The organism is Vibrio plantisponsor, from assembly GCF_013041605.1.
Taxonomy (GTDB): domain Bacteria; phylum Pseudomonadota; class Gammaproteobacteria; order Enterobacterales; family Vibrionaceae; genus Vibrio; species Vibrio plantisponsor.
Map to the genome: position 1 here is coordinate 267,376 of NZ_JABEQC010000002.1, position 18,653 is coordinate 286,028.

The following is an 18,653-nucleotide window of genomic DNA, read 5'->3' on the forward strand; positions in this document are numbered from 1 at the left end:
ATTTAGAGAACGATATATAGACGCCGTTTAATCTCACCCCGTAGCAAGAATATTGCTGCGGGGTGTTTTTGCTTTTCAGGGCATGACAAAAAGTGATTTTTTGTAATGGATTGCATTGAAAAGCCTTGTGTCTCAAGGATGTCAGAAATTGACCATTTTTGAGATACAAACCGTTTGCTCTTCGAATGGGACTACAGTTTTGTGATAAATATCTATACTGTATTCACTTGCCGAAGGTAGTAAGCGAATATCAAAACGACGTAGTGAAGCCAATTGGATAGGCTGACCATTACGGCGTTTTTGAAAGGCAGCTAATGTCTAAAACAGATCATGTTTAAAACTGACACTGCCTGAAACTGAAACTGTAAGACACCGCAATCACAGATTGTTGTGCCATAGACCCAAATGGGTACTGTGCGGTGACAAGGATAGCAATTGGTGAGCGTAAACACTCACCGAGTCTTCAAGGAACCAAGTCCGTTCATTTGTGGCTATCAAAATAGACGTATGACAGTCGCCTTGGTAGTGAACTAATTGAATATATTGATCGGAGTTAGAAATGAGCGATTTAAAAGCAGCAGCACTACGTGCGCTTAAACTGATGGACTTAACAACACTGAATGATGATGACACGGATGCGAAAGTAATCCAGCTTTGTCACGATGCAAAAAGCCCAGTAGGCAATACTGCTGCAATCTGTATTTACCCTCGCTTTATTCCTATTGCTAAGAAGACCCTTCGTGAGCAAGGCACCCCAGAAGTTCGCATTGCAACAGTAACTAACTTCCCACACGGTAATGACGATGTGGAAATTGCAGTGGCTGAAACGAAAGCAGCAGTAGCATACGGCGCTGACGAAGTAGACGTCGTTTTCCCTTACCGTGCTCTAATCGCTGGTAACGAGAAAGTAGGTTTTGACCTAGTTAAGCAATGTAAAGAAGCGTGTGGTTCTGATGTTCTTCTTAAGGTGATCATCGAAACTGGTGAACTAAAAGAAGAAGCACTAATCAAAAAAGCTTCACAAATCTCTATCGACGCGGGCGCGGATTTCATCAAAACCTCAACAGGTAAAGTGCCAGTAAATGCAACACCTGAATACGCACGTATGATGTTAGAAGTGATTCGTGACATGAACGTTGCTGAAACTGTAGGTTTTAAACCTGCAGGTGGTGTGCGTACAGCTGAAGATGCTCGTGATTACCTAGCGATGGCTGACGAAATCCTAGGTGACAAGTGGGTGGACAGCCGTCACTACCGTTTCGGTGCGTCAAGCCTGCTAACCAATCTACTAAATACATTAGAAGTAACAAACGAGAAAGCTGATCCAGCGGCTTACTAATCGTTCTGTTTTACAAGATGGCGCACAGCGCCATCTTCATTTCTAAATAGCAAAAAACCATAGCTACCCATCCAATTGGTTCGGGGCTAGGGAGGCACTAATGTATTTACCTCAAGAAATTATTCGCAGAAAACGTGACGGTGAAATCCTGACCACAGAAGAGATCAACTTCTTCATCCAAGGTGTGGCTAAAAACACGGTTTCTGAAGGACAAATTGCAGCATTCGCAATGGCTGTATTCTTCCGAGAAATGACAATGCCAGAGCGTATCGCACTGACGTGTGCAATGCGTGATTCAGGCATGGTTATCGATTGGAGCCATATGAACTTTGATGGCCCGATTGTTGATAAACACTCGACAGGTGGTGTGGGTGACGTAACTTCACTGATGCTAGGCGCTATGGTTGCGGCTTGCGGTGGTTATGTTCCTATGATCTCTGGTCGTGGATTAGGCCACACTGGCGGTACTCTTGATAAATTAGAGTCTATCCCTGGCTATAACATCACTCCAACGAATGACGTGTTTGGTCAAGTGACTAAGCAAGCAGGTGTGGCGATCATCGGTCAGACTGGTGATTTAGCGCCAGCAGATAAACGCGTGTACGCAACACGTGATATCACAGCAACCGTTGATAATATCTCGCTGATCACTGCTTCTATTCTTTCGAAGAAATTAGCCGCAGGTCTTGAATCATTAGTGATGGACGTGAAAGTAGGCTCTGGCGCATTTATGCCAACTTATGAAGCGTCAGAAGAACTAGCAAAATCTATCGTTGCGGTTGCGAATGGTGCTGGTACCAAAACAACAGCAATTTTAACGGATATGAACCAAGTATTGGCTTCTTCTGCGGGTAACGCTGTTGAAGTCCGTGAAGCGGTTCGTTTCCTAACGGGCGAATACCGTAACCCTCGTCTACTTGAAGTGACTATGGCTTCTTGTGCTGAAATGTTGGTGCTAGGAAAACTTGCCAAAGACAGTGTTGAAGCTCGTCAAAAACTGCAAGCAGTATTAGACAACGGCCAAGCAGCAGAGCGCTTTGGTAAGATGGTAGCAGGACTTGGTGGCCCAGCAGACTTCGTTGAAAACTACGAAAACTACTTAGATAAAGCTCAAATCATCAAACCTGTTTATGCAGCTCAGTCGGGTGTGGTATCGGCTATGGATACTCGTGCGATTGGTATGGCTGTGGTTGGTATGGGCGGTGGTCGTCGTGTAGCAACAGATACTATCGATTACGCAGTAGGCTTTGATAACTTCATTCGCCTTGGTGAAGTTGCAGATAGCAACAAGCCGTTAGCGTTCATCCACGCTCGTAGTGAAGAGCAGTGGCAAGAAGCGGCAAACGCCCTACAAAATGCGATTAAAGTCGGTGGTAAATACGTCCCAACTCCTGATGTTTACCGTCAGATCCGTGCAGAAGATGTGTAGTTCGTTCAGGAAAGATTGGTGAGGAAAGAGTTATGAAAAGAGCATTTATTTTAGTTTTAGATTCATTCGGTATCGGCGAAACGGCCGATGCTAAAGATTTTGGTGACGTTGGTGCAGATACACTTGGTCACATTGCTGAACAATGTGCACAAGGTTTAGCGGACAACACTGATCGTAAAGGTCCACTAACATTGCCAAACCTGTCTAAGCTTGGTCTTGCAATGGCGCACAAAGAGTCTACTGGTCGTTTTGCTCCGGGATTGGATGATAAAGCAGATATCATTGGTGCTTATGGTCATGCGGCTGAGCTGTCTTCTGGTAAAGATACTCCGTCTGGTCACTGGGAAATTGCTGGTGTTCCTGTTCTGTTTGAATGGGGCTATTTCACTGACAAACAAAACAGTTTTCCTAAAGAACTGACTGATCGCATTCTTGCTCGCGCAGGTCTGGATGATTTCTTAGGTAACTGTCACGCTTCTGGTACGCAGGTTCTGGATGATCTAGGTGAAGAACATATGAAGACTGGCAAGCCTATCTTCTATACTTCTGCTGACTCAGTATTCCAAATCGCATGTCACGAAGAGACTTTTGGTCTAGATCGCTTACTTGAGCTTTGCCAAATTGCCCGTGAAGAACTGGCGGATTACAACATTGGTCGTGTTATTGCGCGTCCATTCGTTGGTGCTGGTAAAGGCCAATTTGAGCGTACGGGTAACCGCCGCGACCTTTCTGTTGAGCCACCTTCAGCAACAGTGCTACAAAAGCTGGTTGAAGAGAAGCAGGGTAATGTAGTGTCTATCGGTAAGATCGCAGATATCTACGCAAACTGCGGTATCACTAAGAAAGTGAAAGCAACGGGTATTCCTGCGCTGTTTGAAGCAACACTAGAGCAGATTCAACAAGCGGGTGATGACACTATCGTCTTCACTAACTTTGTTGATTTTGACTCAGCTTACGGTCACCGTCGTGATGTAGCAGGTTATGCCGCAGCACTCGAATATTTCGATAAGCGTCTGCCTGAAGTTCTAGAATTAATGCAAGAAGATGATGTACTGATCTTGACGGCTGACCATGGTTGTGACCCAACATGGCAAGGTACTGACCATACTCGTGAACACATCCCAGTGATTGTTTACGGTAAGAAAGTGGCTCCGGGTTCATTAGGCCGTCGCGAAACATTCGCTGATATCGGTCAAAGCCTAGCAAGCTACTTTGGTATTTCACCAATGGATTACGGTAAGAACTTTTTGTAATTTCTTAGGGGCTTAGTCTCTGTCTTAGTGAATAGGATAGCATTGAGCCCCAATTATCAGTTTGGTAAAGGTGCACTTCGAGCACCTAACATCATAAGGAACAAGATAATGGCTACTCCTCATATTAATGCTGAAATGGGTGCATTCGCAGACGTTGTACTGATGCCGGGTGATCCACTACGTGCGAAATACATCGCTGAAACTTTCCTAGAAGACGTGGTTCAAGTGTGTGACGTACGTAATATGTACGGTTTCACAGGTACTTACAAAGGCCGTAAGATCTCTGTTATGGGCCACGGTATGGGTATCCCATCATGTTCTATTTACGTAACTGAGCTAATCAAAGATTACGGTGTGAAGAAAGTGATTCGCGTGGGCAGCTGTGGTGCTGTTAACGAAGATATCAAAGTACGTGATGTCGTTATCGGCATGGGCGCATGTACGGATTCTAAAGTGAACCGTATTCGCTTCAAAGACCATGACTTTGCTGCAATCGCAGACTACAAAATGGTAAAAGCGGCAGAAGAAGCTGCAAAAGCACGCGGTATCGACGTTAAAGTGGGTAACCTTTTCTCTGCTGAACTGTTTTACACGCCAGATCCATCTATGTTCGACGTAATGGACAAATACGGTATCGTTGGTGTTGAAATGGAAGCGGCGGGTATCTACGGTGTTGCAGCTGAATACGGTGCAAAAGCGCTGACTATCTGTACTGTATCTGACCACATCAAAACAGGCGAAGCGACCACGTCTGAAGAGCGTCAAACCACGTTCAACGACATGATGCTTATCGCATTAGATTCAGTATTGATTGGTGATCAAGAAGGTTACTAAGCTTTCTTATTTATGCGCTTATTTATTCTGAATAAAAGAAAAAACCTCAGCTTTGGCTGAGGTTTTTGTTTATATGATGCGTTTTAGCTAACGTTCTCAACTAAACGCTATTCCGCGTTCTGTAGCAGCAGGTTTTCACCTTTCGACTTCGGCTTACGTTTCAGTAGCAGAGTGAACAACACGCCACTGATAAAGCTCATGATAACCATTAGGTACATGTAACGATCACTTTTACGATAGTGATGATCGGAAATTGCTGTCACCTTACCGGTCTCAAACGTAATGCGAACAAAACCGATCAGGTTGCCATCATGCATTACTGGCTCTACAAGTTGCTGGCGACCAATACTTGCCGTTTGCAAAGGTGTATCCAACCCAAGCACTTCTCTTACGCTTAACGCTGAATCACTGGAGGCGAGTTTTACACCTTCAGAATCATAAATCGTTGCATCAAATACTAAGCGGTCTTGGGCAAGTTGATTGGTGAGATTAAGCAGACGCTCTTGATCCTGCTCTGCGATACTTCTGCCTGCGGTTAGCGAGGCTTGAGTAATCAATACCTTCGTGAGTGTTTCTAGCTGGTTTGCTTGAATACGTTCGTTACCTTTACTGATCACAACACTATTTTTAATTGTGATAACGAACATGCCAATCAACAGCAGTAAGGTTAGTAGGCGAATAACCATACGAAACGAGAACAAAGAACCGTCCATAATCGAGTTAATCCAAAGAAAATCAGACTTTGCACATATTGAGACTTGCGTTTTTAAATTGCAATAGGGTAACGTCTGCTTATACGAAGACATGGATGCCTTAACTATTATGCTAGCTATCAAAAAACATACGTCTCTTATCAATCGTCTGCCTGAAACTCGTTTATCTCGTCAACTAGACAAAAGCAAAGCCAACTGGATTGTTTTTGGCCACTTTTTAACAGCGCAGCAGTTTGACGATATTGATTTCTTTACCGGTTATTTCAACGCCATTATAGATGCGTGGAAAGTCGGTCCTTATGAAGTCGCTTTGATGTCCGGTGAGCTGACGGGTGAACATGAGAAAATCTTACAGGGCTTAGGCCTAGATTACGCTCGCATCAATGAAGTACCTGATTTATCAAAACCGGGTTTGATTGTCATGGATATGGACTCAACAGCAATCAAGATTGAGTGTATTGATGAAATCGCCAAGCTTGCAGGTGTTGGTGAAGAAGTTGCAGAAGTGACAGAGCGTGCGATGCAAGGTGAACTCGATTTTGAACAAAGCCTGCGTCAGCGTGTAGGAAAACTGAGTGGTGCCGATGAATCGATTTTAGAGTCTGTTCGTTCAACACTGCCTTTGATGGAAGAGCTGCAAGAGCTGGTTGAAACGCTACAAGCATTTGGCTGGAAAACCGCGATTGCCTCTGGCGGTTTTACCTACTTCTCTGATCATTTGAAAGCGATGCTCAACTTAGATCATGCTCAATCAAACACCTTAGAAATTATTGATGGTAAGCTGACAGGTAAGGTGCTTGGCGATGTTGTGACGGCTCAAACTAAAGCGGATATCGTAGAAGAGCTCGCGACTCAGTTTGATATTGAAATGCACAATACTGTTGCTGTTGGTGACGGCGCAAATGACCTTGTGATGATGGAAGCTGCCGGTCTTGGCGTTGCTTTTCATGCCAAACCTAAAGTTGAAGCTAAAGCGCAAACTGCGGTGCGTTACGCTGGCCTTGGTGGTGTGCTGTGTATTCTGTCTGCCGGTCTTGTGAAGCATCAGAAAATTAGCTGGCAAAGTAAGCCGTAAGGTCTGTCTGAGTCTAATTTGAAATACAGAAAAGCGAGGTTGAAACCTCGCTTTTTTAATGTCACTCAACTAGATGTTTTTTACTTCCAGCCCCGCCAGTTGATGCCAGTAACCATTACATTGCTGACTCTCTAACTTGATTGGATGACCACCGTGTTCGTTTTGTTTGAAATTGTTTAAGTGCTGGAAGGTTTCGACACCCAGAGGACTTAAACGAACCACATCCACTAAACCTTCCATACTCGGTAAGTCGTTCATCAGGTTATAACAATAGCCAGACTGAGTTTGGATTCCGTTCAAGTTGAAAACGGATTGACCTTCCTGACTGCTGACTTGAATACCGGTTGGATACTTAATACAGCAGGTTTCGCATTCATCTTTAGCTTTGTTCTCTGCACGAGCGGTAAAACAGCGAGCTGAATAGGCGAGAGGGAGATAGCCGTGACTAAAGACTTCCACTTCAAATTGATTGCGAATACCGATTTTTTCACACTGAAGCAAAACGTTGTTAAGCCAATCGCGAGATAGTTCAACAGGCATACACCAGCGAGTCATACCTTGCTTTAAGAAGATCTGTAATGCGTACGCGTTATAGGTATTTACGGCAGGCCCCACAATGAAAGGTATTCCTTTCTCATGAGCCATCTGAATAGCAGAAACGTCATTGGCTTCAATCGCGAAGTCTCCATTATCAATATACTTCTTTAGTACGTTGATTTCGCTTGGCGCTTCAAATAGTGCCATTGTCGAAAGAACCACTTGTTTACCAGCAGAAGAGAGTTCTTTAGCAATATCAAACCAGTGTTGTGGTTTCATCTCACGACGTTTGGAACAAACCGTTTCTCCCAGATAAATAATATCAGCGCTGCTCTCTTTAGCTTGTTGGTAAAAGTTTTCGACATCTTGTTTTGGCCAGAAATAAAGTAGCGGGCCTAGTGCGTATTTCATAATTTCCCCTTACTACTGATTACTGCCATTTTCGGTGATATGCACCGAGCGTGGTTTGCGTGCCTTCAGATACGTTTGCAAGTGTGGCATCCCAAGCACTTTCTACGTGATAGCTTTGAGGATTAGCAAGGTAGCGATCAATCGCTGCGCGCCAAGTGCGCGTCACTTGTTCTACATAAGCAGGGCTACGTTGACGGCCTTCAATTTTTACCGAGGCAACATTCGCTGCAAAAAGCTCAGGTAACAGCGAAAGCGTATTCAGACTGGTTGGCTCCTCTAACGCGTGGTAGCGTTTTTCTTCACCATCAATGTTCGCCATAAAGCGACCCTTACATAAGGTTGGGTAACCCGCATTTTCTCCCGTTGCGTACTTGTCGATAAGAATTTCATTCAGTCGTGACTCTAAGCCTGACTCAGTTTCTTGCCAGCGCACATATTTAGCCGGAGAACACGCGCCTACCGTATTTGGCGATTCACCCGTCATGTAAGAGGAAAGATAACAGCGACCTTCCGACATAATGCATAAGCTACCAAACGCGAACACTTCAAGGTCTACGCCTTCAGGAATGTTACGAGAAAGCTGTTTTACTTGATGGATAGAGAGTACGCGAGGCAATACCACTCGTTTCACGTTGAAATTGTTGTGGTAAAACTCAACGGCTTTGACGTTGGTTGCTGACGCTTGAACCGAAAGGTGTAGTTCCAAATCTGGGTATTTGTTCGCAGCGTAATCAAGAATCGCAACGTCAGCCACGATCAAGGCATCAATACCAAGATCCGCAGCCTGATCGACAGCGTTAGTCCATCGTTCAAAACCATCTGGATGAGCGAAAGTGTTTAATGCGACATGGATTTTCTTTCCATGATCGTGAGTATATTGAACAGCTTTGTTCAGTTTGTTGCCTGTGAAATTTAACCCTGCAAAGTGGCGGGCATTGGTGTCGTCTTTGAAGCCGATGTACACGGCATCTGCACCACAATCAATGGCTGTTTTTAGAGCGGGTAAATTACCAGCTGGACAGAGAAGTTCCATTGCTCGGTTACTTATTTTTATGAAAAAGTGACCATATTTTAAGAATAAACACTGGATATCAATTTGATGTAAGGCAGGTTTCAGTGAATAAGGAAAAATTTACTCACTTAGAGTGATTTACGGTGACGACGGTGCTTAGCGAACAGTTCTTCAACTTCATGTTTAGGCTGTGGGCGATGGAAATGGAACCCTTGAATTGAATGACAATTCAGGTTTGAGAGCAGGGTTGCTTGTTGTTGTGTTTCAACGCCTTCTGCAACCACAGATAAATTGAGTGAGCGACCAAGGTTAATGATGTTTTCAATTACGGTTATCTGCTTAGGTAGTGTATCGATATCAGTAATGAAAGCACGGTCAATCTTAAGTTCATCAATAGGGAATCTTGCAAGATACGCCAGTGATGAGTAGCCCGTACCGAAATCGTCGATAGAGAGGTTAAAGCCCAACTTCTTGATTGCGTTCAGCATTTGCAAGGTGTGTTCACTATCACTCATTACCGCACTTTCAGTCAGTTCGAAAGTAATACAGCTAGGATCAAGCGATGTCGTACGCAGCAGCTTCTCGAGATAGTCGATTAATTGTGGGTTACCAAATTGCTCTGGAGAGATGTTGATCGCCACTCGTCCCGGAAGAATGCCTTGTTGTTTCCAACGTTTCACCGTGGCGAAGACATCACGCATGACCACGCGGCCAAGGTGTTCAATCAAACCTGCTTTTTCCGCGACAGGAATGAATGCCGCAGGGCTGATGTAGCCTTCAACAGGATGTTTCCAGCGAACCAGAGCTTCTGCGCCGTTGACGCTGAAATCACGAGCATTCACTTTTGGCTGGTACCACACTTCTAAGCCATTTTGCTGAAGAGCTTTTTGCAGTTCGATCTCAAGCCATAAGCGCATGCGCGCTTCTTTGTTCATCTGATCGTGGAACTTGATAAGGCGGTTACGGCCACGATCTTTCGCTTCATACATCGCGGTATCGGCATTTTGCAGCAAAATACGAGCGTCGTTACCGTCGCCCGGATATTGCACACTACCAATCGAACAGGCTAGGCGCTTACTGAAGTGATGCAAATCAAACGGCTGGTTGATCAGAGAGATAATACGTTCAGCCAGCATTTCAGCAGAGCGGTTGTGTTCTGGTTCTGGCAAAATCAGACCAAATTCATCACCACCCAAATGGCCTAAAATTGCTTGTTGTGGCAGTAAACGTTTCAAACGTGACGACACTTCCTGAATGACTTTGTCACCGATGTGGTGACCCAGAGAGTCGTTGATATTCTTAAAGTTATCGATATCCAAATACAACATCACCAGTGGCGTGTCGTTTTGAATTAAATGCTCTAGGCGTTTAGTAAAACCTAATCGGTTGTACAAGCCTGTTAATGAATCGACATGGATATCTGTTTGGTTGGTTGCTGAAAGCTGTTTCGTCGCTTGAGAAGCATCCTGAATCAAAATCAACTGGGAGTTGCTGCCCAATATTTGAGTTGTACCAGCATGCAGCTGTACTCGGCGCTCAAAACCACAACGAGGGCCAGTTAAACATACCAGTGGGTTGTCTGTTAAAAGCTCACCCAGTTTAGCGTTAAACACACCTTTGGTTTTTTCATCGACAAATAAGCGTGACAGCTCTTCATCCAGAAAATCTGAGGTATCTTCAAATCCCAATAAGCGCGCCGCTGAAGGGTTAGCTGAAATAATGAAATCATCTTCGACTAACAGTAAGCCATCCGGCAATAAAGTGGTCAGGGTCGAAAATTTGTTTTCAGAATCTTCCAGAGAGCGGATGAGGATTTGTTTTTCAGAGGTATCAATGGCATGGAAAACAATGTATTCCACGTCTTTTTTGTCACTGAAAATGGGAGAGAGTGAGAAGTGAAGACTCATTTCCATGTCGATGTCATGGAGTGTCATTTCAGCTTCTAGAGTTTCGCCATCGAATGCTCTTTGGTAATAGCCTTTGAGGTGGTTGTAAAATCGCTCGCCAAGAATTTGCGAGTCATTCATACCAACCAGTTCAGTCGCGGTTAAACCCGAGACATCACAATACCTTTCGTTGACCATGACATAATTATGTTGGTCATCTAATATGGCAAAAAAGAACGGACTGTTAGACGTTATTTTTGCGAACCAGTGCTGTAAATGTTGCGAAGGCATTTGCGACGGCATTAAGAAACTACCAACTGTGTTTAAGCGCTTATTGTTCAATAAGAATTATTTAAGAGCGATACGTACTAACTATAACGTTGATTTCACGGTTAGAAAAGCTTCTCTGCGTTGCACAATTTCTTGATGCATAACAGGGTTCGCCACTATCACATCCCGTATGATGAGTTTTCCAAAGACAAAGGTAACGGATAAAGGGCGTGATTAACAACATTCGTATTCAACTAGTTCAAAATGCAGCATCAATTTTGAGATCTCCAGTCCACTTATTGCCTAAGTTTGTGCAAAAAAAAGCCTTACTCGATGGCATGAAAATGGTCTTCCATGAAGCGCTTGAAGATGGTGATTTTGAGTTCCTCGAAGGCAAGTGGTTAAAAGTTGAAATTCGCGATATGAACTTGTGTTGGTATGTCAGCTATGAAGACGACAAGCTTGTGGTTGCAGACAACATTAAAGATGAAGATGTGAGTTTCAGCGGCAACTTGAATGATCTGGTTCTGATTGCAGGTCGCAAAGAAGATCCGGACACGTTATTTTTCCAGCGCAGACTGTCAATTGAAGGCGATACCGAGCTAGGCTTAGAAGTCAAAAACTTGATGGACAGTGTGGATTTGGAACAATTACCGAAAGCTTTGCAAATTTTACTTCACCAACTGGCCGATTTTGTGCATAAAGGCATGCAAGCACCTAACGCACATAAAGAGGTAGTGAATGCTTATTCGAACTGAGGCTCCAGCCGATATTCTGGTTGTAGACCAATTACTGAAATCGGTATTTGATACCGAAGCGGAAGCAAACTTAGTAATGGCTCTGCGCGAGAATGGTAATCGCACGCTGTCACTGGTTGCCTGTGAAGATGATGGCGAAGTGGTGGGGTTCGCGATGTTTAGCCCAGTATCATTGGCTGGTGAACACCTCAATTGGCAAGGTTTGGCTCCTTTAGCTGTGAAAGCTGAGTACCGTAAACAGGGCATTGGTGCAGAGTTAGTTAACGAAGGTTTGGCTTCTCTTGGTGAACTGGGTTATCCAGCCTGCGTTGTTCTTGGTAACCCTGATTACTACCAACGTTTTGGTTTTAAACCCGCCAATCAATTCGGCTTTACATGCCAGTGGGAAGTACCTGCGAACGCATTTCAAATTGTCGCATTGTGGGAAAACGAACTCGATAACCGCCAAGGGCTAATTGAATATTGCCCAGAGTTTAATGAACTCGCTTAAATCGTTCCATTAAGAAGAAGCGTCCGCTTCTTCTTACTTTTTACCTTTGTTGATTTATCTAGATATTTCTATTCGAGTTATCACCTGTTGAACAAGCAATTTCGGCTGGTGCCTTAATAGCTTTACGCTCTCTATGAGCTGTGGTGATTCCACAGGAAGTTTGTTAGCATTCGCTTACATCATCATGTTTTACTTAGCCAACAGGCCTGAACTGATCACTACTATGCCTAATCAAGAGCAACAATACTTACAAGCGATGGGAATTCAAAGCTGGGAGCTGGTTCATCCTGAGCGTTTACAAGGTTATCAAGCTTCGAAAGTCGGCTTAGACAAAGAGTGTAAATTGTTGCTGGTCAGTGAAAACTATCCAACCCCAAGCGAAGTGACACTGTTTGAAAGAGTGTTGAAGAGCTTCAATGTGGATTTGCAGCAAGCTCAACATGTTCATTTGTACAATCTGGCGAGTGTAGATCTCTCAAGCCTAGAGTGGATCTGGTTTGCTGGTTGCGATGACGCAAGTATTTCCGGCATCAAAAAACTCCACACACCACCATTGTCCGAAGTAGACGGTAACACCCAACACCGCCGCGATTTATGGCAGCAGATATGTTCTTACGAGGCGAATTAATTTTATGTCGATTCAGTTTTTACCGATAGAAGAACAACATCTGGATTCAGTGTGGCAAATCGAGCAGCAGGCTCACAGCCATCCTTGGAAAGAATCTATGATTCGTCAATTAGACAGCCGTGGTGCGTGTCACTTTTGTATGTTGCTAGATGATAAGTTGATTGGCTATTTCTATGCGCAAAACATCGTTGGTGAAGTTTCTTTGCTGAATATCGCGATTGATCCTGCAGTGCAGGGGAAGGGCTACGGTAAGCAACTGGCTGAGTTTTTCCTTACTCATTGTGAACAAATTAAAGCGGAGAGTGCTTGGCTTGAAGTGCGAGAAAGTAATACTCGTGCGTTTGATCTTTACCAAAATCTCGGTTTCAACGAGATAGATCGTCGAGTTAACTACTATCCGACAGAAAAAGGTAAAGAAGACGCCATCATCATGAGTTACTACTTCTTCTCGTAACTGTGAGTCGTCTCGGCTGGAGGTTATTTGTTACCGAGACGAATCACGTCACTGTGGTTGGCTATCTCTTTATAGCTATTGCTTTGAAAACGCTCCGCAATGTCGTTCACTGGCAGTGGCTTATCAAACAGATACCCTTGGAATTGCTCACATCCTAGTTCTTTTAACGCGTTGAGCTCATCTACATTTTCTACCCCTTCCGCGATCACTTCCAAATTGAGTCTTCGAGCCATCATGAGGATCGTATCGACAATCGCTTGATCGCTTTCATCCAAATGAAGTTGAGTCACAAAGGAGCGGTCGATTTTCAACATGTCGACAGAGAGGTGTTTTAAGTAGCGCAGTGACGAGTAGCCTGTACCAAAATCGTCGATAGAGATATTGATGTGGTTCTGTTTGAGTTTCGCCATTTTTTCGATTGAGCTTTCGACGTTCTCTAGTAGCAGACCTTCTGTTATCTCAAGTTCTATGTGTTCCCCTGAGATTTCAACTTGCTGCAAAATGTCATTGATAAACTCTACAAAACTGTCCTGAGCAAACTGTAACGGGCTGATATTGATGGCCAAGCGGCGGAAATGTGGAGGAAGCACTCCTGCCTTTTTCCATTGTGCATATTGGTAACAAGCTTGCTCAATAATCCAGTTACCTATTTGCAGGATCTGTCCGGTTTCTTCTGCGATAGGCATAAATAATCCCGGTGGTAACAGACCTTTTTGAGGATGATTCCAGCGAATCAATGCTTCAACACCGACGATATTATGGTGAATGTCGACTTGAGGCTGGTAATAAAGTTCAAGCTGGTTGTTTGAAAGCGCTTCATGCAGCCCTTTTTCTATTGTTAAGAACGATTCAATTTGCGCCTGCATCTCTGGTCTGTAAAAAACATAATTATTTCGTCCGCCAACTTTGGCTCTGTATAAAGCCGTGTCAGCCTGACGCAGAAGATCAATGTTTGTGGTTATGTTCTCTGGAAAAGTTGTGATGCCAAGACTGACGGTACAGTAGAGCTGGTGGCCATCGATCAAGTAGGGGTTTGAAATCAAAGCAAGTAGCTGCTTGGCAGCGCTCTCGATATCTCTAGCGGCAACATCGTGATTAAGAATAGCAAACTCGTCACCACCAATTCGTGCGGCTACATAACCTTTTTTAGCCCAAGCCTCCATCCGCAGCGCAATCGCTTTGATCAATTTGTCACCGATGGTGTGGCCTAACGAATCATTGATGGTTTTAAAGCGGTCAATGTCGATATAAAAAAGCACACCAGTTGTTTTGAGAAGCCGTGCTTTATCAATTGCCTCTGACAGGTTTTGCAACAATAGGCTGCGGTTTGCTAACCCTGTCAGACTGTCGTAATACGCCAGTAAATTAAGTTTCGCTTCCGCTTCTTCTCTGTCTTTCCATAGCTTGTGGAAAGTGAAAGCCAACTCACTGATTTCATCCTTATGTTCTCGGACAGGAGGCAGTGTGATGTGCTGTTTGTCTTTTAGCGAGCGAACCCATTTGTTTAATTTGATGATGGGTAAAGAGAGTTTGCGATAAAAGAAAAGCAGCAAGATGCTGGTTAGCAGAACATTTCTTAACAGGTCAAACAGCAGTACATGCGTGGTTTTATTAATAAATTCGGTTGCTAGCGAGGTGCCGTCAACAGAAAAACTTAAGCTGCCAACTAATACATTTGATTCTGGTTTGTGCAAATCGGTGGTGAACGTTGGAATTTCGGGGGTGAAGTACTGGGAGAGCAGTTTGACAAACTCATTCATATCCGGAATAGGACGCTGCTGCACAATTAAGGTATCACCGAAATCATCAATGATTTCTACACGATAGATAGCTGGGTCGGCCATTAAGCTGGTGGCGACTTGGCCAGCAAGAAGATTATTTAGATGATAAGCGGCAAGACTGGCGTTGGCATAACTTTGCATCAGCTTGAAATGGTAGCTCTCTTCTACTTTTTTCTGCTCTTGATGAAGGTCGACAAGAATTTGATAAAAGCTAAAACATATCCCCAGTATCACTGATACCAAGAAAACGGTTTTGGCTTGCCTAAATGCCAATGAATTGAGTTGTCTTGTTTTAGCCATCTCGCCCAAAAGTCCTTTTATTATTCTAAAGTTATAGCCCATATTGGCTGATAATCTAATCTCCAATAATGAACGTTGGTTTAACTTTGAATGCTGACTTATCTTGAAATCATACAGGACTCATCATTTTGCGGTGCCGTCCCTGCTTCACAAATAAAATCAAAAATTACAGTAAGTTAATTAGTTAATCTTCTCAATAGAAATAATGTGATTATCTGACATGGGTGTTTCAAAACTGATTGAGCGGCGAGAAGTTGTTTTAAGCTTTTGGTTTAATTGACTGAAATTAATGGATTTTTTTGTGTTTATTTCAAAGCTGAACGAGCAGTTAATGCCACTTTATATAAGCTTTGATTGTTTATAGAGGCAGAATCAGCGAAAATACCCGCCAATCACGATTAACTAACGGATTTGTGCGAGTAACACCTTGCAGGTGGTTGTTTGTACCTTGAATCCGTGCTCAAACGAAAAGAATGATCAAATGGCAGACCCGATTTTTCTAAGCGAAGTCAATAAACGTAGGACTTTCGCGATTATCTCTCACCCGGATGCTGGTAAAACAACCATCACTGAAAAGGTGTTGTTATTCGGACGCGCAATCCAAACCGCAGGTTCAGTAAAAGGACGAGGCTCATCTCAGCACGCAAAATCTGACTGGATGGAGATGGAAAAAGAACGTGGTATCTCGGTAACAACTTCTGTGATGCAGTTCCCTTACCGTGATGCGTTGGTGAACCTACTGGATACTCCGGGACACGAAGACTTCTCGGAAGATACTTACCGTACACTGACTGCTGTTGACTCATGTTTGATGGTTATCGATGCGGCAAAAGGTGTTGAAGACCGTACGCGTAAACTGATGGAAGTTACCCGTCTGCGCGATACTCCAATCATCACATTTATGAACAAATTGGACCGTGATATCCGCGACCCAATGGAATTGTTAGATGAAGTTGAAAATGAGCTGAACATCGCTTGTGCTCCTGTAACTTGGCCGATCGGCTGTGGTAAAGAGTTCAAGGGTGTTTACCATATTCACCGTGACGAAACGATTCTGTACTCAACGGGTCAGGGCCACACCATACAAGAAGAGCGCATCATCAAAGGTATCGACAACTCTGAGTTGGATGCTGCAATTGGTGACGATCTGGCCATGCAGTTGCGTGAAGAACTTGAACTTGTACTGGGTGCTTCTCACGAGTTTGATTCTGAGTTGTTCCTTAAAGGTGAACTAACACCCGTTTTCTTCGGTACTGCATTAGGTAACTTTGGTGTTGACCATATGCTTGATGGTTTGACGGAGTGGGCTCCTGCGCCACAACCTCGTCAATCAAACGAGCGTATCGTAGAAGCAACGGAAGATTCTTTCACTGGTTTCGTATTTAAGATCCAAGCGAACATGGATCCTAAACACCGCGACCGTATCGCGTTTATGCGTATCGTATCTGGTACCTATAAACAAGGTATGAAGATGAACCATGTGCGTATCGGTAAGCAGGTGAACATCTCTGATGCTGTGACATTCATGGCTGGTGACCGTTCTCGCGCTGAAGAAGCTTACGCTGGCGATATCATTGGTCTTCACAACCACGGTACGATCCAAATTGGTGATACTTTCACTCAAGGTGAAAAACTGAAGTTCTCTGGCATTCCAAACTTTGCTCCGGAACTGTTCCGCCGTATTCGTCTAAGAGATCCGCTGAAGCAGAAACAGCTGCTTAAAGGTCTGGTTCAGCTTTCTGAAGAAGGCGCTGTACAGGTATTCCGTCCATTGCAGAACAACGATCTGATCGTTGGTGCTGTTGGTGTGCTTCAGTTTGATGTGGTTGTTGCACGTCTGAAATCCGAATACAACGTTGAAGCGATTTACGAAGGCGTGAACGTAGCAACGGCTCGTTGGGTTGATTGTTCAGATGTTAAGAAGTTTGAAGAATTCAAACGTAAGAACCAAAGTAACCTAGCGTTAGATGGTGGTGACAACCTAACTTACATCGCGCCTACTATGGTTAACCTGAACTTGGCTCAAGAGCGTTCACCAGAAGTTCAGTTCCGCGCAACACGCGAACATTGATTTCTAAATAAAGAGCGACTAGTCAGTCGCTCTTTTCATATTGCAGGTAAAAGAAAGCCGATGCATTGCATCGGCTTTCTTCTATTTATAGTTCAGAATTCATCGCGCAGAATTATTTGCTTTTCTTAGCCGAAGTTTTCTTTTTAGTGGTGTCTTTCTTCTTAGCTGTATCTTTTTTCTTTTTAACAGCAGAAGGTTTCTTCTTCTTAAACACTGGTTTTTTGTGTTTAGGACGCATGCCTTCGATGTAGCGCTCTTTAATCTCTTCTTTGATATAGCGTGCAACACGCTCAATCATTGGCTGATCGTGTGCTTCAACCAGAGAAATCGCGTTACCTTTTTTACCCGCACGAGCGGTACGGCCGATACGGTGAAGGTAAACATCCGCAGTTCGTGGCATATCAAAGTTGATCACATGGCTTACGTCTGGAATGTCGATACCACGAGCAGCAACGTCTGTCGCCAGAAGGATATTAACTGAACCGTCACGGAAGCGAGCAATTGCGTTGTTACGGCGATCCTGTGGCATTTCACCTTGGATCCAGACGCATGGGATCTGAGCACGTTCTAATTCCGTACGAAGCTCAGCTAGACGTTCACGAGTTTTTAAGAATACGATCGCGCGTTCTGACTGCTCAGTTAAGATATTTTTCAGTAGTTCAAGCTTGTGTGCCATGTCGTCTGCACGGTGATACCACTGAGTGATTTTCTTGCGTTCACGACGTGGCGGCTCTGCATTGACAATTGCAGGCTCATTCAGCAGATCCGCAGTGAATCCATCAACACCTTTGCCTTCTAGCGTTGCTGAAAACAAAAGGGTCTGTTTACGCCAGCGACATTCAGCAGATAGGCGATCAACCACTGGACCAAAGCCCATATCAAGCATGCGGTCCGCTTCATCAAGAATCAGCCACTCAATTGCGCGACAGTCAAAACGTTCTGCGTCAATGTATTCTAATAAACGGCCCGGTGTTGCAACCACGATATCTTGAGTTGTTGCTAAAACATCGGCGTGCTCTTGGTACTGAACACCACCAGTGATACTGAAGATATTCATGCGAGTGTATTTCGCCAGAGCTTTCGCTTGCTCAGTGATTTGCAGTGCCAGTTCACGAGTCGGCGTCAGAATCAGAACGCGAGCTGGGCCAGCTTTCTTACGTGGAAAATCTTGTAGGTACTGTAGCGCTGGAATAACAAACGCAGCTGTTTTGCCTGTCCCTGTTGGGGCTGATGCAAACACATCTTTTCCGTCGAGGGCTTGAGGAATTGCTTCAGCTTGAACTTGAGTAGGGCGTTCGAAACCCATCTCTTCAATAGCCTCAATGAGGTTTGGATCCAGTTCTAAGTCAGCAAAAGATTTGATCACTGTTAATACTCCGCAAGCGCTCGGACTGAGCAGTCAAAGCCGATCA

At 44.2% G+C, this 18,653-nt stretch carries 16 protein-coding genes; 10 read left to right on the top strand and 6 right to left on the bottom strand.

Translation table 11 applies throughout. The features are described 5' to 3' along the window. The first annotated feature begins 559 nt into the window (after nt 1–559). From deoC to deoD, 4 genes are all read left to right on the top strand, one after another. Nucleotides 560–1,339 (top strand): deoxyribose-phosphate aldolase, encoded by a 780-nt coding sequence (gene deoC, locus HKI82_RS04595; protein ID WP_171137329.1) that lies wholly within the window; start codon nt 560–562, stop codon nt 1,337–1,339. Nucleotides 1,340–1,439: 100 nt separating this feature from the next. Beyond that, nucleotides 1,440–2,768, top strand: a complete 1,329-nt coding sequence (gene deoA, locus HKI82_RS04600) for a thymidine phosphorylase (RefSeq protein ID WP_171137330.1) — start codon at nt 1,440–1,442, stop codon at nt 2,766–2,768. 32 nt (nt 2,769–2,800) lie between these two features. Next, on the top strand, nt 2,801–4,021 hold the full coding sequence (locus HKI82_RS04605; RefSeq protein WP_171137331.1) for a phosphopentomutase: 1,221 nt from the start codon (nt 2,801–2,803) through the stop codon (nt 4,019–4,021). A gap of 108 nt (nt 4,022–4,129) precedes the next feature. Beyond that, complete coding sequence (gene deoD / locus HKI82_RS04610) at nt 4,130–4,855, top strand: purine-nucleoside phosphorylase (protein ID WP_102940435.1); 726 nt, start codon at nt 4,130–4,132, stop codon at nt 4,853–4,855. A gap of 107 nt (nt 4,856–4,962) precedes the next feature. Here deoD and HKI82_RS04615 read toward each other — a convergent pair whose 3' ends face one another. Then, nucleotides 4,963–5,568 carry a YtjB family periplasmic protein gene (locus HKI82_RS04615; protein ID WP_042480329.1) on the bottom strand — a complete coding sequence of 202 codons (606 nt, stop codon included), beginning with the start codon at nt 5,566–5,568 and terminating at the stop codon, nt 4,963–4,965. Between the two features lie 91 nt (nt 5,569–5,659). Between HKI82_RS04615 and serB the strand changes: the two genes are divergently transcribed. Beyond that, on the top strand, nt 5,660–6,643 hold the full coding sequence (serB, locus tag HKI82_RS04620) for a phosphoserine phosphatase (RefSeq protein ID WP_171137332.1): 984 nt from the start codon (nt 5,660–5,662) through the stop codon (nt 6,641–6,643). 69 nt (nt 6,644–6,712) lie between these two features. Here serB and HKI82_RS04625 read toward each other — a convergent pair whose 3' ends face one another. From HKI82_RS04625 to HKI82_RS04635, 3 genes are all read right to left on the bottom strand, one after another. Beyond that, nucleotides 6,713–7,591: a U32 family peptidase gene (locus HKI82_RS04625; protein WP_171137333.1), complete on the bottom strand. Its 879-nt coding sequence runs from the start codon at nt 7,589–7,591 to the stop codon at nt 6,713–6,715. 19 nt (nt 7,592–7,610) lie between these two features. Further along, complete coding sequence (gene ubiU / locus HKI82_RS04630; RefSeq protein ID WP_042480321.1) at nt 7,611–8,624, bottom strand: ubiquinone anaerobic biosynthesis protein UbiU; 1,014 nt, start codon at nt 8,622–8,624, stop codon at nt 7,611–7,613. A gap of 107 nt (nt 8,625–8,731) precedes the next feature. Next, the gene (locus HKI82_RS04635; protein WP_420883109.1) at nt 8,732–10,780 is read right to left on the bottom strand and encodes an EAL domain-containing protein; all 2,049 of its coding nucleotides are present in this window, start codon (nt 10,778–10,780) and stop codon (nt 8,732–8,734) included. Nucleotides 10,781–10,989: 209 nt separating this feature from the next. On the opposite strand from HKI82_RS04635, the gene ubiT reads away from it, so the two are divergent. From ubiT to rimI, 4 genes are all read left to right on the top strand, one after another. Continuing rightward, nucleotides 10,990–11,517, top strand: coding sequence for a ubiquinone anaerobic biosynthesis accessory factor UbiT (gene ubiT / locus HKI82_RS04640; protein WP_042480318.1), 528 nt, complete (start codon nt 10,990–10,992; stop codon nt 11,515–11,517). Beyond that, the gene (locus HKI82_RS04645; protein WP_171137335.1) at nt 11,501–12,007 is read left to right on the top strand and encodes a GNAT family N-acetyltransferase; all 507 of its coding nucleotides are present in this window, start codon (nt 11,501–11,503) and stop codon (nt 12,005–12,007) included. Before ubiT ends, HKI82_RS04645 begins: the two co-directional genes overlap by 17 nt. A gap of 223 nt (nt 12,008–12,230) precedes the next feature. Then, a complete protein-coding gene (locus tag HKI82_RS04650) occupies nt 12,231–12,635 on the top strand; it encodes a DNA polymerase III subunit psi (protein WP_171137389.1) in 405 nt (134 codons plus the stop codon). A 4-nt stretch (nt 12,636–12,639) separates the two neighbouring features. Beyond that, entirely contained in the window at nt 12,640–13,089 is a 450-nt protein-coding gene (rimI, locus tag HKI82_RS04655; protein WP_171137336.1) for a ribosomal protein S18-alanine N-acetyltransferase, read from the top strand. Nucleotides 13,090–13,112: 23 nt separating this feature from the next. Here the strand turns inward: rimI and HKI82_RS04660 are convergent, their stop codons facing one another. Further along, nucleotides 13,113–15,170: a putative bifunctional diguanylate cyclase/phosphodiesterase gene (locus tag HKI82_RS04660; RefSeq protein WP_171137337.1), complete on the bottom strand. Its 2,058-nt coding sequence runs from the start codon at nt 15,168–15,170 to the stop codon at nt 13,113–13,115. Nucleotides 15,171–15,651: 481 nt separating this feature from the next. Here HKI82_RS04660 and prfC point away from each other — a divergent pair, with 481 nt between their 5' ends. Next, a complete protein-coding gene (prfC, locus tag HKI82_RS04665; protein WP_102940427.1) occupies nt 15,652–17,241 on the top strand; it encodes a peptide chain release factor 3 in 1,590 nt (529 codons plus the stop codon). A gap of 112 nt (nt 17,242–17,353) precedes the next feature. Here the strand turns inward: prfC and srmB are convergent, their stop codons facing one another. Beyond that, the gene (gene srmB, locus HKI82_RS04670) at nt 17,354–18,607 is read right to left on the bottom strand and encodes an ATP-dependent RNA helicase SrmB (protein WP_171137338.1); all 1,254 of its coding nucleotides are present in this window, start codon (nt 18,605–18,607) and stop codon (nt 17,354–17,356) included. Nucleotides 18,608–18,653: the final 46 nt, after the last annotated feature.